Source organism: Shewanella sp. SM101 (assembly GCF_025654465.1).
GTDB lineage: Bacteria > Pseudomonadota > Gammaproteobacteria > Enterobacterales > Shewanellaceae > Shewanella > Shewanella oncorhynchi.
Window position 1 is genome coordinate 90,011 of record NZ_JAKKRH010000013.1, and the last position, 14,256, is coordinate 104,266.

The following is a 14,256-nucleotide window of genomic DNA, read 5'->3' on the forward strand; positions in this document are numbered from 1 at the left end:
GCTTTACCTCGCTGTTATTTTCCCGTGAATGTATCTGCTATCTTAGGTGCCGATTTTGATAGGAGCGATCCTAGCCAAGGTAAAAACAACGAAGGCAATACGATTAAGGCGGCACCGAGCCAACTTAAGTTATCCAACCATTCATCGAACAACAACCAGCCTAAAAAGACAATAAACAACAAGCCTGTGTATTCCGCAATCGCGATATCACTCGCCTGGGCCTTGCGGTAAGCCAACACACAAAACCAGTGATAAACCAATAAAAATGCGTTGCTCAGCAAGGCCACGCCCACCAGCTCCCAACTCAAACCCTCAATCCCCTGAAACGCTGCAATCACTAACGTTGCCGGAATACCCAGCAAGTTATATAGCATTAGCGTTAGCACGGGATGCTCAGCATGGGGCACTTTTTTAAGTGCTAACTGATTCACTGCAAAGGTAAAAGCAGAAAACAGCACAGCAATGCCGTACCAGTTCATTTCACTCGGCCGCAGGATAATCAAGATGCCGACAAAACCTAAGCCAGTACAGATTGTCTGAGCAGCGGTGATCCTCTCGCTCAGGAAGAAATACCCCATCAAAATAATCATTAGCGGTGCAGAGTAAAACAATGAGCTAACTGTCGCGAGCGGCAATGCCATTAAGCCTATAATTAAAAAAAGCGCGCCAACTGAGCCTATGTTGGCACGCCAAAGGTGAACTGAGATATGTGTCGTCATCGGACGCTGCGAATACAGCCACACTGGCAACAACATAAATACTGAAGAGATTTGCCTGACAAGGAGGAAAGTCGAGGCACTCGCATCGTCCGGTAACCACTTGATCGACACATCATAGAAGGCACTGAATAGGTTACCTACTATCAATAAAATCAAACCAATAACTACTGGGCGTTGCATTTTTAACATCCATAAATCTCAATGGCGGCATGATAATCCTCGCAAAACTTAAGCTGAAATGATGCTTTCTCATGCTAGATGAATTAAATTCATACTAAAGCCTTTAGGTATTGAAAATCATGAGAAAGCTCCCGCCATTACGCGCTCTACAAGTGTTTGAAGCTGCCGCCAGACAGCAGCATTTTTCTAAGGCCGCCGATGAACTGTGCATCACCCAAAGTGCAGTGTCGCACCAAGTGCGAGTATTAGAAGAGTATTTTGGCGAGCAACTGTTCGACCGTCAGGGGCGTAAACTGCAGTTAACGCCTAAGGGGCACGGACTATTTTTAGAGTTAGAGAGGATATTCAACGAGTTAAGCGACCTCAACTTAAAAGTACGCGATACGCCAAATCAACAGCTCTGCCTAGCCGTTTACAGCTCATTCTCAGTAAAATGGTTGATCCCAAGACTCGCCGATTTTCGCCGCCAATATCCGAGCGTGAAAATTCGCCTCGAGATGATCACCCAAGATCCTGACCTAAGCACCAGCACCGCGGATATCTTCATCGCCGGTAAGCTAAATCAACGTGGCTATTGGCAACAGTTACTGCACAAAGAGCGTTTAATTCCTGTATGCAGCCCCAGTTTTTACCTTAAATGGCGCGACATAAGCCTGAGTAATTTCCAGCAACAAGCTCTACTGGTGGTTGATGAAGGCCCGCTCGGACTCGACTGGCATAAGTGGTCATCGGCGCACCAAATACCACTCGATAACGAACAACAGCATGTGTTTAGTCATATTGTGATGGCGATTGAAGCGGCGATTGCTGGCCAAGGCTTAGCCCTAGCGCCGGACTTTATGGTGGCTGGCGATATCACAACGGGGCGTTTAGTCGCCTTGAATCTGCCCGATGTGCATACCGGATTTGAATTTACCTTCTTTTGTAAGCAACGCCGTTTATCAGAACCTGCGATTGCCGCTTTCTCATCTTGGCTAAAATCACAGGCTTAGGATGAATTTACAGGCACAAAAAAGCCGACGCGAACGTCGGCTTAATTTATCGATCGATTGATTACACTAACAAACCAATCTTCTCATACACTTTCTTCAGGGTCACTTCGGCGCGCGCCTGCGCACTCTGTGCACCAGCTTTCATCACTTGGTCTAAGTAAGCGCGATCGCTACGAATCGCGCGGTAACGCTCTTGCAGTGGCTCTAACATGCTCACAACCGCTTCACCTGCTGCACCTTTCAAATGGCCATACATCTTGCCTTCAAACTCGGCTTCTAGGCTCGCAATGCTTTGCCCTGTCACACCCGACATGAGACTCAGCAGGTTAGAAACACCCGGTTTATTATCCACATCAAAACGCACGACTGGCGGCTCATCACTGTCTGTCATGGCTTTTTTCAGCTTCTTCAGCACTGATTTCGGATCTTCTAGCAGGCCGATAACGTTATTACGATTATCGTCTGACTTAGACATCTTCTTTAGCGGCTCCTGCAGTGACATAACTTTAGCGCCAAGCTCAGGAATAAACGGCTCAGGAATGGTGAAAGTATCACCATAGGCATTGTTAAAACGAGTAGCGATATCACGCGTTAACTCAAGGTGTTGCTTCTGATCTTGACCAACGGGGATTTCATTCGCTTGATAAATCAGAATATCCGCCGCCATCAACACTGGGTAGCCAAATAAACCCACGTTGATGTTGTTAGCGTGCTTTTGTGATTTATCTTTAAACTGAGTCATGCGGCTCAACTCGCCCATTTGGGTATAGCAGTTTAATGCCCAACCCAATTGCGTATGTTGTGGCACCTGTGACTGGATAAACACTGTACTCTTTTTAGGATCGACGCCACAGGCCAAATACAGGGCTAAGGTATCTAAACACGCTTCGCGCAATGCTTTAGGATCTTGGCGCACAGTAATGGCATGCAAATCAACTACACAATACAGGCAGTCGTGGCTATCTTGCATCGCAACCCATTGACGCAATGCACCCATGTAGTTACCTATGGTTAATTCGCCGGACGGCTGTGCACCGCTGAGTACTATGGGTTTGGTCATTACGTCATTGCTCCACTATCTATATATAAAAAGACTAAAAAAAATCGACTAAAGAACAGGTAACCCCCCATTACTTGGTAGGTTTTACCCAGTTCAGAATCTCACTAAATTGCTCACATACGGCATCTGGGCCACTGAGGCCAATATCTTCACCGTAGTTGTAGCCGTAGGTCAAGCCGATTGACGCTATCCCAGCCGCTTTCGCCGCTAAAATGTCGTTTTTAGAATCGCCGACCATCAATAACTCAGTTTTCTCCAATTGCCACTCATGCAATAAATGCTGCAGCGGCAAAGGGTCAGGCTTCATCTTAGCTAAGGTATCGCCACCTAACACTAAGCTGAAAAAGTCGTTAATCCCAAAAGCATTGAGTAATGGCATGGTAAAACGATAGGGTTTATTGGTGACAACCGCTAACTTAAAGCCTGCATCAAACAAAGTTTGCAGCACTTGATGCACGTCGCTATACAGCGCACTGTGCTTTTCAAGATTTTCTTGATAATGATGCATAAAAATCGGCATAGCCGCATCAAGGGTTGTTTGCTCAACATCCGTACCCAAAGCATGACTCATAGCACGGCGCATCAACATCTCTGCACCGTTACCGACCCAAGTACGAACTTGCGCCTCAGAGCAGCTCTTCAAACCTAACTCAGTCAAGGCTTCCTGCGTAGCAACGGTTAGGTCCGGCACACTGTCAATCAGCGTGCCATCTAGATCAAACGCAATCGCTTTAATCTTATCCCACATGGCTATGCCCCAACTTTAGCAAGTTCGGCACGCATCTCATCAACAACGACCTTATAATCAGGCTTGCCGAAAATAGCCGAGCCCGCAACAAACATGTCCGCACCAGCGGCCGCGATTTCGGCGATATTGTCGACCTTAACGCCGCCATCGACTTCTAAACGAATATCAAAACCACTGGCATCAATACGCGCACGCACTTGGCGCAGCTTATCTAAGGTTGATGGAATAAAGGATTGACCACCAAAACCAGGGTTCACTGACATCAATAGGATCACGTCGAGTTTATCCATCACATGGTCAAGATAATGCAGTGGTGTCGCAGGATTAAACACGAGACCCGCCTTGCAACCGCACTCTTTGATGAGCTGAAGAGTGCGATCGACATGCTCAGAGGCTTCAGGGTGGAAAGTAATAATAGACGCGCCCGCTTTAGCAAAATCAGGCACGATACGGTCAACCGGCTTGACCATCAAATGCACATCAATATCAGCGGTAATCCCATAGTTACGCAGTGCTTGGCACACCATAGGGCCAATCGTTAAGTTAGGAACATAGTGATTATCCATCACATCAAAATGTACTACGTCGGTTCCCGCATCTAACACAGCTTTTACATCGTCACCCAAACGGGCAAAATCGGCAGATAAAATTGATGGAGCAATCAAGAATGGACGCATAAAACACTCGCTGCTATTTGGATAAAAAGTGCCTTATTTTACCCTGAGCCAAGCTAAGCCTCTATAGCTAAAGCCACATTTCTGGCAATTGATCCGCTATGCCTATGTCAGCAAAGCAGCACACTCTGCAGCTATCGCAGTAAATTGGGGCTTAGATTCGGTAAAATAAGCTAATATTTCCGAGCATTTTGGCTGGAATTGATAATTTTTTGTTCATAAACTAAGCGAGTTTGTTATACTCGAGGCGCAGTGCTGGTTCATTCCAAAGGAAGCGTTATGATGGAGCGGTTTAGTCAGTTTTCACACTATGTTAGGTCGGTGACATTTAAGTCATCTATGATGTTGGCATTTACTGCAGTTGTAGTGGCCACGCTAGCTTTTGGCGTTGAAAAACTTACGGAAAATACCGAAACTGCATCTTGCGCTTGTAGCAATGACACTCGTTACAACAATGCTCTGCCCAGTAGCCACCCTAATAATCGCTGCGCCGATCAAGCACAAACCTTAAGCTGGAAAACGTGGCTTACAGGTAAAAACCGTTCAAGTCAGTTCCACTTTGTCGATCTACTTGAGCTATTACATGGTCATCAAGATAAACCTATGGATGATCTCAAGCCCACTACGTCGCATCTCGCCTATTAATGCTTAGCCGCATTTGGCAAGTATTCCACAGTACCATTGCCGCCTTTTTCGGGGTACAAACTAGCGAAAATCGTAAAAAAGATTTTCAAACCAGTTCCCCATTGCCCTACATAGTGATGGGCATAGTGTTAGCTGTCATCCTAGTGGTAAGTCTGATGTTTCTCGTAGGACAAGTGCTTAGCTAAACGTTATTTATGTTGAAACTAGTCGTCTTTTGGATCGTAGTTCTCATCATATAGCGCCATCAACTCATCCACTTTGTTACGACCACTGCCATTTTGGCTAATGTTGCGTTGCACTTGAATTTTCGCTAAATGCGCGCCGCGATATAACTCGCGAGTTAATGGAATATCGTGATTACTAATCAATACCGGAATACCACGCTCTAACGCGGTATGGCGCGAATGACGAGCAAGCAGTGCTTGATCGTCTAAACTAAAACCTGCACCAACATATGTCGTGAAACTGGATGTAGTAGATAACGGTGCGTAAGGTGGATCGCAATAGATAACATCGCCACTGCGTGTCTGCTCAAAGGCTTTTTCGTAACCAATGCATTTAAACTCAGCACGTTGCGCTTTTTCAGAAAAGGCCCAGATTTCCTTTTCGGGGAAATAAGGTTTTTTATAGGAACCAAAGGGCACATTGAAGCCACCCTTACGGTTATAACGGCATAAGCCATTAAAACCATGGCGATTTAAATAAAGAAAATACACAGAACGCTGGAAAGGGTCGCGACATTTATTAAAATCGGTCCGCACCTGATAGTAAGCTTCCTTTTGGTTCATCTTATCGACAAACAATGCTTTAGCTGCGGCAATGTATGCTTCTGGTTGATGCTTCACTATCTGATATAACTCGATCAAGTCCTGATTAATGTCACAGAGCAGGTAGCTAGGATAATCCGTATTCAAGAAAACGGATCCTGCACCCACAAACGGCTCGACCAAACGGTCTCCTGCGGGTAAATAACTGGCTAAATCATCCACCAATTTAAATTTACCGCCAGCCCACTTAAGGAAGGCTCTGTGTTTTTTTATCATTTAACTTGATGAATGCCGACAAAAATAAAGGTCATGATTGTACTCTGTTTATTCTGAAATTTCACGATTTGAGAGACTTTCTTCTACTTGATAATCTTTCAAATCGGCCCATTTTCTGACCCAAGGTTGCTCAAAACGATACTCCTTAACCAATTGAGCCGCCGCATTCGAAGCCAATTTGCTACTGCTGTAGTGACCAACGAGAACAACCCACCGCTGTTTATACTTTGCGACTCGAACGCCCTCGACATTCTCAAGACTCTTTAATGTCGAACTCAGGGTATCTAACTGAGCAACACTCGCTATTTGTACGGTATAACCTTTGAGTGGCTTTTGCGGTTCCAAAACTGTTTTATCAACCTTTGCCACCTCTGGCGCTGGAGACTGAACATCTACCGTTTTAGCTTGAGGCTCTGCATCCACAGTTGGCTCATCATCACCAAAAGACTTGCTACTCACTTCACCAACACTCACTAAGGCTCCATCATCAGGCTCTGGATGTGGTGCCTCACCATGAAATTCACTTAATGGATCGACAGCCGGTTCTGTTTTGGCTTTGGATGTATCTAGTTCGTTAACTTTCACGGTTACAGTGGCAAACTTTAATTGTTCAGTGCGCAGAGCAAAATAGGGGGCTAAGATTTTTTGCCCATAGGACAAGAAAGCGGGTGAATCTATCGCAGGAAAAGTCGCAGTCTCTAGGGCTTGCTCTTCAGAAAATGGTTGAGTAACACCAAGCCAAATACCTAGCGCTAACAACATGCTCACAGCTGTCACCATCACAGCTTTATATTTCATCCAAGAAGATGTTTTCTCTTGCGGGCTATGCAAGGCTTTATCTAACAGATTGACCACTTCTTGCGGCGTACCCGTTTGCTTCTCAAGCTGACTGCGTACGATTTCCCTTGGCGTAAAAGGGTTTTGATCGCTGTATCTCAGCAATGTTTGATACAAAGCTTCACGCTCTGGCATGGTTAACGGCTCAATACTGATAGGCAATATTTGCCGCCGCAATTGCTCGGGTAATTGTGGCAATAGGTCCGCTAAGAATGCCGGTGGAACCGTGAGCGTGACGGCAATATTCTTACCCGCACACTGGATCTGATTGAGAATAATACACTCAGCCCATAGCGCCTTAGGTAATAAATGCGCATCATCGATAATAATATGTAAAGGTTTAGTTTGCGTGCTCGCAAGCCGCAACAGGGTATCGGCAAGGGGAATGTCGTCGTCAAAAATAGGGGATGAAATTAACTGGACTAAAATTTTGCGGCGTATCTCAGCGTTATCGGCATGCATAGGACAAATCACAAATGCCGCATTTGACTCGTCAAAATCGGTCGCTAATCCGGTAACTAATGTCGTTTTTCCTGAACCGCTGACACCAGAAAGCACCAGCAGCTGATCGCTATAACTGGCAACATGATGCATTCTTTGTATGAGGGCTTCCTGAGAAGGAAGCAAGACAGAACCCTGAAACGTCACTCACCCACCACACAGTTTTTATGCGCAGCGAATAACCTGTTCAAGGGTAGATTCTGTGACTTGACTAAACACATCCGCGCGGCCTATTGCCGTTGGGAGCACCAGTCGAATCTGACCGCCTAAAACTTTTTTATCGCGTCGCATATGTTGAATGAAACTGTCGAAATCCATAGATTCCGGCGCACTCACTGGAAGATCAAAAGCTTGTAGTAACTGTATGATACGACAAACGATTGACTCATCGATAAGCCCCAGTGCCTTAGCTGTTTTAGCAGCAAGGACTGTGCCAGCTGACACGGCTTCACCATGCAGCCAATTACCGTAGCCCATTTCGGCTTCAATCGCGTGACCAAAGGTATGACCCAGATTCAACAAAGCACGCACGCCCTGCTCAGTTTCATCTTGGCTAACCACATCAGCTTTAATCTCACAGCAACGAGAGATAGCATAAACTAATGCTTCGGCATCTAAGGTTTTTAGCGCCGTTACATTATCTTCAAGCCATTGAAAAAAATCAGCATCCCACATGATGCCATACTTGATGACTTCCGCCATTCCCGCCGCAAACTCGCGCGCTGGAAGCGTATGTAAACATAAAGTATCGATAAGCACGATTTGTGGCTGATAAAAGGCCCCAATCATGTTTTTACCAAGAGGATGGTTAACAGCCGTTTTACCGCCGACGGAAGAATCCACCTGCGACAATAAAGTTGTCGGAATTTGAATAAAATCGATCCCACGTTGATAACATGCCGCGGCAAAGCCCGTCATATCACCAATCACGCCGCCACCCAAAGCCACCAGCACAGAATCTCGACCATAGTTTTGCTGCAGCAGTGCAGTAAAAATAGTATCTAGATGTGCTAAGTCTTTGAATTGTTCGCCATCGGGAAGGATAACACTCTCTACCTCACCAAACGAAGCCATCGTCTCTTGTATCTGTTTAAGATACATAGGCGCGACAGTTTCATTGGTGACGATAAGAATACGTTTTTTAAGCAGGTAGCGAGACAAGGTCTCGCCATCACTCATCAAATTCTGGCCAATGTAAATGGGATAACTACGTACACCTAAATCAACCTGAATTTGCTTCATAAATTCTGCCTAAAAACCTAATTGCTCAATGATCTGATTGGCGACGATCTTTGCGCTTTGATCATCGGTTTTGACAATCACATCGGCAATTTCTTCGTACAATGGATTACGGATCTCTGCAAGATTCTCCAACACTTCTCGAGGATCATCCACTTGCAATAATGGGCGTCGCTTGTCTCTTTGAGTACGAGCAACCTGTTTGTCGATAGTGGTTTCCAGGTAAACCACAATGCCACGAGCAGACAGATGATTACGGATATCTTTGCTTTGTACTGAACCACCACCGGTGGCAAGGACGATACCTTGTTTCTCAGACAAATCAGCAATAACCTGAGCTTCACGACGACGGAAGCCTTCTTCACCTTCGACGTCAAACACCCAAGCAATATCAGCGCCTGTGCGTTGTTCAATCTCTTGATCCGAATCGTGGAATTCTAAATGCAGCATTTGCGCCAGATGGCGACCAATTGTGCTTTTACCTGCGCCCATAGGGCCTACCAGAAAAATATTACGTTTTTCAGCCATTTCTTGTACGTCTGAATCTTATTGAAAAGTATGCCTATATCGACTCAACATCAAGCCGACCTATATGTTACCTTGCTCTTATGAGACTTGACCGAGGATTATCTCAGCTTAGGGTCTACTATGGCAAGCCATGTGCGCTATTTATGCAAAGAATTGTATTCCAGTAATAATAAAGCCAGCAATCACTGCTGGCTTTAGTCGATACATAGCAAGTGCTTAGATCTTCTCGCCGACTATTTTGGGGGTTACGAAAATAAGTAGCTCTTGACGCTCATTTTTGTCTGTTGTGTTCCTAAACAGGAAACCGACTAAGGGAATGTCACCCAGAATAGGGACTTTACTCACACGGCTGATCAAGTTTTGCTGATAAATACCACCAAGGACTATGGTTTCACCGTTATCAACTAGCACTTGAGTGCCAATACGTTGAGTATCGATGGCGACAGCGGGACCCGTTGGTGTGTCAACCGTCTTGCCCTGAGAGTCTTGGGTGATTTCCAAATCTAAAATAACGCGGTTATCTGGTGTAATTTGTGGTGTAACTCGCAAGGACAACACGGCTTTCTTAAAAGTGACCGAGGTTGCACCGCTTGAAGTCGACTGCACATAAGGTATCTCCACCCCCTGCTCAATATAAGCCGCCTTTTGGTTAGAGGTAGTAATACGAGGGCTGGCGATAATTTCACCTTTATTTTCTTGCTCTAACGCACTCAATTCCAAATCAAGAATAGTACCATCTGCCAACTTAGCAACGTGGAATGCGATACTTGTTGGATTGGTCACCGCCGCAGGTAAATTAACGTTCAAACGTTGGTCAGGAGTTGGAATGATGCCGTTGGCAATACTCTGAGCACCTTCTAATGTACCAGAGGTTCCCTTACTGCCCTGCTGATCCGTTACGCCCCAACGTATGCCTAAGTCTTCAGAGACATCATCTTTGACCGTTACCATACGTGACTCGATCAGTACTTGACGAATAGGGATATCGAGTACTTCGACTAAACGATGGATGTTCTCAATCGTTTCTGCCGTATCTTTCACAAGTACAGTGTTGGTACGTTCATCGACCGCGACTGAGCCGCGTGGCGATAGTAAGCTAGAATCTGCGCTTTTCAGCAGCTCAGCAATGTCGATCGCTTTGGCATAGTTAATTTGCAAGTACTCAGAATACAAAGGTGCTAACTCTTTAACTTCTTGCCTATTTTTGAGATTTTGGCTTTCACGAATAGCCAACTCTTCGCTCGGTGCCACCATTAAGATGTTGCCTTCGATACGTTTATCTAGGCCTTTAGTTTGTAGAATCAAATCTAATGCTTGGTCCCAAGGCACATCATCCAATCTCAAGGTGATGTTGCCTTCAACAGTATCACTCGTGACTAAGTTAAAATTGTTATAGTCAGCAATGATCTGCAAAACAGTACGTACAGGGATATTTTGAAAGTTAAGCGACAAAGTACGGCCATTGTATTTTTTAACATCTTTCTTGGCGGCAACTCTCTCAACTTTATTCATCGAGAGTCTAAAGAGATTATCCTCTTGCTTATAACTGAACTCATATTCCCCAGCAATATCAACTAAAATGCGCGTTGTTAGATCTTCTTTAAATGTCTCGAAGCTTTTTACTGGTGTTGAAAAATCTTTCACATCCATAACATAAAGCAGATCACTATTAATATCAGTGTTATATAACTTAACTTCGAGTTTAGCGCCCACTTGCTCAACGTTAACGGCAACCGAGCGGTTATTCAAATAGACTAATAACTCACCGCCACCATTTTCATTACGACGAAAATCGATATTTTTAATGCTGTTAACGAAGGGATTTTCTGCCTGAGTCTGAGCGCCTGCAACCTCATCATTAATAGTGAGTCGATATGAGTTACCCATGACTGAACCTTGGTAAGGTTTCACTTTGGACATACCTAAGGTGACTTTAAGACGAGTATCCTGCTGCTCAGTCATCATGTCAGTTACACCGACTTGATTAATGGGTAAGCGATCCTTAGATAAACCAGAAATACTATTATCAAAGGTTAATACGAGCTCTGCAGGCGAGGCATTAGAGTCAATAACTGGCGGTGTTACCGCTTCTTCAAATACCAACTCTAGCTCTAACTGATGGTCAACCAAGGCATGGTACTTAACATCCATTAATCGGTTTGCAGCATAACTCGATGGCAAAATTCCAAATACCAATGCGATCCCAATAACAGACTTGATTAAGCCTGAAGAAATTAACGGGACTTTTATCGCGGCAGAAGATTTCATTATTCCCTCATCCTTCGCTCGTTATTCTCCAGAAAGTTCTAAATTGCTCGTCCTTTCGGACCAACAACCTGAACCATCTGGAATTAATTCTACTACTTCGACATTTTGTGAAGTAACTTTAGAAATGCGTCCATTAAACAGACCTAAATACTCACCAACGCCCATCCGATAAACACTGCCGTCATTTGTTTCAACTAACGCCCAAGTTGTATCGGCTTCACTTAAGGTGCCACGCATTTTTAAATTATCTAAAGGATAAGTTTCTAATCGTCCTTTTCGACGCTTTAAGTCCGGTTGTAAACAATCTTTGCTGGTATCAACAACTTCTTCCGTTAACTCACGCGAAGGTGGTACAAAAGGGCTACGCATTAATTCGGCTTGATAGGCAAAGTGCTCAAATCTTGGCGGCTCTTTCAAGGGCGGGATATGAGCAACGTGTTGCGCTTTGGTTGTAGTAACAAATAGCTCTAAATCACTACGATCGCCAACACAACCCATTAAAAAAAGACTCAAGGCTAACAAAGGTAAGAATTTCATTATTTCTTCCCCTTATTAGCAGGTTTTTCAGGCGGTAATTCAGCCCCTTCTTTAAAGCGGTATGTCTTGGCTAAGATATCCATTGCTAAGTTGCCGGCTTCATCTCGCTTAATGGTGAAATCATGGAGGCTAACGATACGCGGCAGCTTAGCGACACCACTCACCATACTACCTAGCTGATGGTAATCTCCCGTCACAGACATTTTAATTGGAAACTCAATATAGAAATCCCGCTGAATTTCGGCCTCCCAATTCAAACTATTAATTTTGAGTCCTGCATCCGTAGCGACAAAAGTTAAATCGTCTAGCAAACCTGGCATTTCATTTTCAGAGGGCAGCATCTTCAGTAACTCTGCAAACTGCACTTCCATCGTCGCTAGCTGCTCTCGGTAGAGTTTTAAATTTGCCGCAAGTTGATACTTATTCTTGAAATCATCTCTGAGCTGCACTTCTTTATCTTGCTCTGCGGTATAAATATCTACCGAATCGGAGACGACCAAGAAATATCCCGCAGCAAAAACACAGAGTGCTAAAAGGATCGCAAAAAAGGTTTTAACTTGATTTGGCCAACCACCAATATTTTCAAAGTCGATATCATTAAATTGACTTAGATCGAGTTTCATTTACTCGCTCCTTTTGTCATTTTCTCAGGCTCATCTACACTCGCGCCTTTAATAGTGACTCTCAAACTAAAACGCTGTAATTGCCGTAACTCTTCATTTTGGGTCACGATCGATTGCATATTAGGATCGGTTAACCATTCGGAAGTTTTCACTTTTCGCATCATGTTGGCGACGTTATTGTTCGATTCACTACGCCCTTCAATCAGCAACAAACTGCCCTTTTTCTCTAGGCTAGACAGATATATTCCTGGAGGTACAATTCGAACAAGCTCATCTAATACGTGAGTAGGCAAATTACGGGATTGCTGTAGATTAAGAATAATTTCTGTACGCCGCTCAATATCTTTCTTACGTTCAGTAATTTTCTTGATCTCAGAAATTTGTGTTTCAAGCAGACTGATTTCCGATTGCAAATAAGCGTTACGTGCTTTTTGCTCATCTGTCATAACATCTAATAAAGATACTGCGACATAGACTAAAATCGCCGACGCTAAAAATACTGCCGCTAAAATACCAATATAGTCGCGCTTTTGTTTTTCTCTCGCCTCTTCTCGCCAAGGGAGTAGGTTTATGTTCGCCATTGACCGTAACTCCTCAATGCTAAGCCACAAGCAACCATATATTTGCTGATTGTAGGTTGCAGCGCACTTTTAACCGACTCATCGGCATGCAAACACCCTTGAAAAGGATCGGCGATAATAGTGTGAACACCCAATTCATTCGTCAGTAAATTAGCCATACCTTCTAATTTAGATGTTCCACCGCATAATACGAGGTAGTCGACTTTATCTTTACCGCTGGAAGTGCAATAAATCTGCAGCGTACGTTTTATTTGTTGTAATAGCTGAGTTTGAAAAGGTGACAAAACTTCAAACATATAATTTCGTGGTAAGTCGCCTTCAATCTTTGCTTTCTCAGCTTGATCATAAGACATGCCATAGAAGGATAATATCGACTGAGTAAATTGCTCACCACCGAAAGCTTGCTCACGAATAAAAGTCGTCTCACCCGATTCAACCACAGAGAAAGTCGTCATATTCGCGCCGATATCAACCATAGCGACGGCTTTATGTTTCGCTCCTTCTGGAAGCTGAGCCAGAATTAACTCGGCAGCTCGACCTAAAGCGTAACCTTCAACATCCACCACTTTAGCCTCAAGTTCCACGCTATCCAGCGCATCGACTCTGACATCAATATTATCAGTGCGGCATGCGCTCAACAGCACATCAACTTTAGTAGGATCGGTACTGTTTACGTTTAGCGTTTCAAAATCTATGCTAACTTCATCGAGTGAATACGGAATAAGGTTATCGGCTTCAATTTCTATCTGTGCCTCCATTTCTTCCTCACTAAGGGAGGCATCCATGTAGATCACTTTCGTCATCACAGCAGAACCCGAAACAGAAACAGCGGCATATTTAACGGATTTAGGCAGGCTACGTTTTATTTGCTTAAGGCATTCAACAACGGCATCAGCATCACGAATATCATGATCGTTAACGGCCCCCTTCTTAATGGGTACCGCGGCATGACTCAATATTTTGTATCCGTCAGCAGTCTTACTCAACAAAATGGCCTTAACTTCATGGGAACCGATATCGATTCCCACCATCTGCGGAGCCTGACGCTTCCATAAATTTGAAAGCATATCCATTGTCACTT

The 14,256-nt window shown here is 44.3% G+C and carries 16 protein-coding genes; 3 read left to right on the plus strand and 13 right to left on the minus strand.

Annotation, left to right across the window (positions count from 1 at the left end):
- Window positions 1–14: 14 nt before the first annotated feature.
- Entirely contained in the window at window positions 15–899 is an 885-nt protein-coding gene (locus tag L5M38_RS09285; RefSeq protein ID WP_263178919.1) for a DMT family transporter, read from the minus strand.
- Window positions 900–1,018: 119 nt separating this feature from the next.
- Here L5M38_RS09285 and L5M38_RS09290 point away from each other — a divergent pair, with 119 nt between their 5' ends.
- The gene (locus L5M38_RS09290; RefSeq protein ID WP_173913161.1) at window positions 1,019–1,891 is read left to right on the plus strand and encodes a LysR substrate-binding domain-containing protein; all 873 of its coding nucleotides are present in this window, start codon (window positions 1,019–1,021) and stop codon (window positions 1,889–1,891) included.
- A 61-nt stretch (window positions 1,892–1,952) separates the two neighbouring features.
- On the opposite strand, the gene trpS is transcribed toward L5M38_RS09290, so the two are convergent.
- From trpS to rpe, 3 genes are all read right to left on the minus strand, one after another.
- Window positions 1,953–2,951 carry a tryptophan--tRNA ligase gene (trpS, locus tag L5M38_RS09295; protein ID WP_113941452.1) on the minus strand — a complete coding sequence of 333 codons (999 nt, stop codon included), beginning with the start codon at window positions 2,949–2,951 and terminating at the stop codon, window positions 1,953–1,955.
- A 70-nt stretch (window positions 2,952–3,021) separates the two neighbouring features.
- Window positions 3,022–3,699, minus strand: coding sequence for a phosphoglycolate phosphatase (locus L5M38_RS09300; RefSeq protein ID WP_131525402.1), 678 nt, complete (start codon window positions 3,697–3,699; stop codon window positions 3,022–3,024).
- Between the two features lie 2 nt (window positions 3,700–3,701).
- The gene (gene rpe / locus L5M38_RS09305; RefSeq protein WP_263178920.1) at window positions 3,702–4,376 is read right to left on the minus strand and encodes a ribulose-phosphate 3-epimerase; all 675 of its coding nucleotides are present in this window, start codon (window positions 4,374–4,376) and stop codon (window positions 3,702–3,704) included.
- Window positions 4,377–4,652: 276 nt separating this feature from the next.
- On the opposite strand from rpe, the gene L5M38_RS09310 reads away from it, so the two are divergent.
- Both L5M38_RS09310 and L5M38_RS09315 read left to right on the plus strand, forming a co-directional pair.
- Window positions 4,653–5,018 (plus strand): hypothetical protein, encoded by a 366-nt coding sequence (locus L5M38_RS09310; protein ID WP_105250531.1) that lies wholly within the window; start codon window positions 4,653–4,655, stop codon window positions 5,016–5,018.
- Entirely contained in the window at window positions 5,018–5,203 is a 186-nt protein-coding gene (locus tag L5M38_RS09315) for a DUF2970 domain-containing protein (RefSeq protein WP_263178921.1), read from the plus strand. Before L5M38_RS09310 ends, L5M38_RS09315 begins: the two co-directional genes overlap by 1 nt.
- An 18-nt stretch (window positions 5,204–5,221) precedes the next feature.
- On the opposite strand, the gene L5M38_RS09320 is transcribed toward L5M38_RS09315, so the two are convergent.
- From L5M38_RS09320 to L5M38_RS09360, 9 genes are all read right to left on the minus strand, one after another.
- Window positions 5,222–6,061, minus strand: coding sequence for a Dam family site-specific DNA-(adenine-N6)-methyltransferase (locus L5M38_RS09320; protein WP_263178922.1), 840 nt, complete (start codon window positions 6,059–6,061; stop codon window positions 5,222–5,224).
- A gap of 48 nt (window positions 6,062–6,109) precedes the next feature.
- Window positions 6,110–7,546 (minus strand): AAA family ATPase, encoded by a 1,437-nt coding sequence (locus L5M38_RS09325; RefSeq protein WP_263178923.1) that lies wholly within the window; start codon window positions 7,544–7,546, stop codon window positions 6,110–6,112.
- An 18-nt stretch (window positions 7,547–7,564) separates the two neighbouring features.
- The gene (gene aroB, locus L5M38_RS09330; protein ID WP_263178925.1) at window positions 7,565–8,641 is read right to left on the minus strand and encodes a 3-dehydroquinate synthase; all 1,077 of its coding nucleotides are present in this window, start codon (window positions 8,639–8,641) and stop codon (window positions 7,565–7,567) included.
- A gap of 9 nt (window positions 8,642–8,650) precedes the next feature.
- Window positions 8,651–9,166, minus strand: coding sequence for a shikimate kinase AroK (gene aroK / locus L5M38_RS09335; protein WP_006083542.1), 516 nt, complete (start codon window positions 9,164–9,166; stop codon window positions 8,651–8,653).
- 216 nt (window positions 9,167–9,382) lie between these two features.
- Window positions 9,383–11,434 (minus strand): type IV pilus secretin PilQ, encoded by a 2,052-nt coding sequence (locus tag L5M38_RS09340; protein WP_113941458.1) that lies wholly within the window; start codon window positions 11,432–11,434, stop codon window positions 9,383–9,385.
- 21 nt (window positions 11,435–11,455) lie between these two features.
- Window positions 11,456–11,971, minus strand: a complete 516-nt coding sequence (locus tag L5M38_RS09345; RefSeq protein ID WP_105250537.1) for a pilus assembly protein PilP — start codon at window positions 11,969–11,971, stop codon at window positions 11,456–11,458.
- Entirely contained in the window at window positions 11,971–12,594 is a 624-nt protein-coding gene (locus tag L5M38_RS09350; protein ID WP_173496129.1) for a type 4a pilus biogenesis protein PilO, read from the minus strand. Before L5M38_RS09350 ends, L5M38_RS09345 begins: the two co-directional genes overlap by 1 nt.
- Window positions 12,591–13,175, minus strand: coding sequence for a PilN domain-containing protein (locus L5M38_RS09355; RefSeq protein ID WP_105250539.1), 585 nt, complete (start codon window positions 13,173–13,175; stop codon window positions 12,591–12,593). Before L5M38_RS09355 ends, L5M38_RS09350 begins: the two co-directional genes overlap by 4 nt.
- Window positions 13,163–14,242: a pilus assembly protein PilM gene (locus L5M38_RS09360; protein ID WP_105253014.1), complete on the minus strand. Its 1,080-nt coding sequence runs from the start codon at window positions 14,240–14,242 to the stop codon at window positions 13,163–13,165. Before L5M38_RS09360 ends, L5M38_RS09355 begins: the two co-directional genes overlap by 13 nt.
- Window positions 14,243–14,256: the final 14 nt, after the last annotated feature.

Excerpts from the sequence above, each read along its gene's own strand:
- L5M38_RS09285 (WP_263178919.1), bottom strand. The coding sequence starts at position 899 with ATGCAACGCCCAGTAGTTATTGGTTTGATTTTATTGATAGTAGGTAAC.
- L5M38_RS09290 (WP_173913161.1), top strand. The coding sequence starts at position 1,019 with ATGAGAAAGCTCCCGCCATTACGCGCTCTACAAGTGTTTGAAGCTGCC.
- trpS (WP_113941452.1), bottom strand. The coding sequence starts at position 2,951 with ATGACCAAACCCATAGTACTCAGCGGTGCACAGCCGTCCGGCGAATTA.
- L5M38_RS09300 (WP_131525402.1), bottom strand. The coding sequence starts at position 3,699 with ATGTGGGATAAGATTAAAGCGATTGCGTTTGATCTAGATGGCACGCTG.
- rpe (WP_263178920.1), bottom strand. The coding sequence starts at position 4,376 with ATGCGTCCATTCTTGATTGCTCCATCAATTTTATCTGCCGATTTTGCC.
- L5M38_RS09310 (WP_105250531.1), top strand. The coding sequence starts at position 4,653 with ATGATGGAGCGGTTTAGTCAGTTTTCACACTATGTTAGGTCGGTGACA.
- L5M38_RS09315 (WP_263178921.1), top strand. The coding sequence starts at position 5,018 with ATGCTTAGCCGCATTTGGCAAGTATTCCACAGTACCATTGCCGCCTTT.
- L5M38_RS09320 (WP_263178922.1), bottom strand. The coding sequence starts at position 6,061 with ATGATAAAAAAACACAGAGCCTTCCTTAAGTGGGCTGGCGGTAAATTT.
- aroB (WP_263178925.1), bottom strand. The coding sequence starts at position 8,641 with ATGAAGCAAATTCAGGTTGATTTAGGTGTACGTAGTTATCCCATTTAC.
- aroK (WP_006083542.1), bottom strand. The coding sequence starts at position 9,166 with ATGGCTGAAAAACGTAATATTTTTCTGGTAGGCCCTATGGGCGCAGGT.
- L5M38_RS09340 (WP_113941458.1), bottom strand. The coding sequence starts at position 11,434 with ATGAAATCTTCTGCCGCGATAAAAGTCCCGTTAATTTCTTCAGGCTTA.
- L5M38_RS09345 (WP_105250537.1), bottom strand. The coding sequence starts at position 11,971 with ATGAAATTCTTACCTTTGTTAGCCTTGAGTCTTTTTTTAATGGGTTGT.
- L5M38_RS09350 (WP_173496129.1), bottom strand. The coding sequence starts at position 12,594 with ATGAAACTCGATCTAAGTCAATTTAATGATATCGACTTTGAAAATATT.
- L5M38_RS09355 (WP_105250539.1), bottom strand. The coding sequence starts at position 13,175 with ATGGCGAACATAAACCTACTCCCTTGGCGAGAAGAGGCGAGAGAAAAA.
- L5M38_RS09360 (WP_105253014.1), bottom strand. The coding sequence starts at position 14,242 with ATGCTTTCAAATTTATGGAAGCGTCAGGCTCCGCAGATGGTGGGAATC.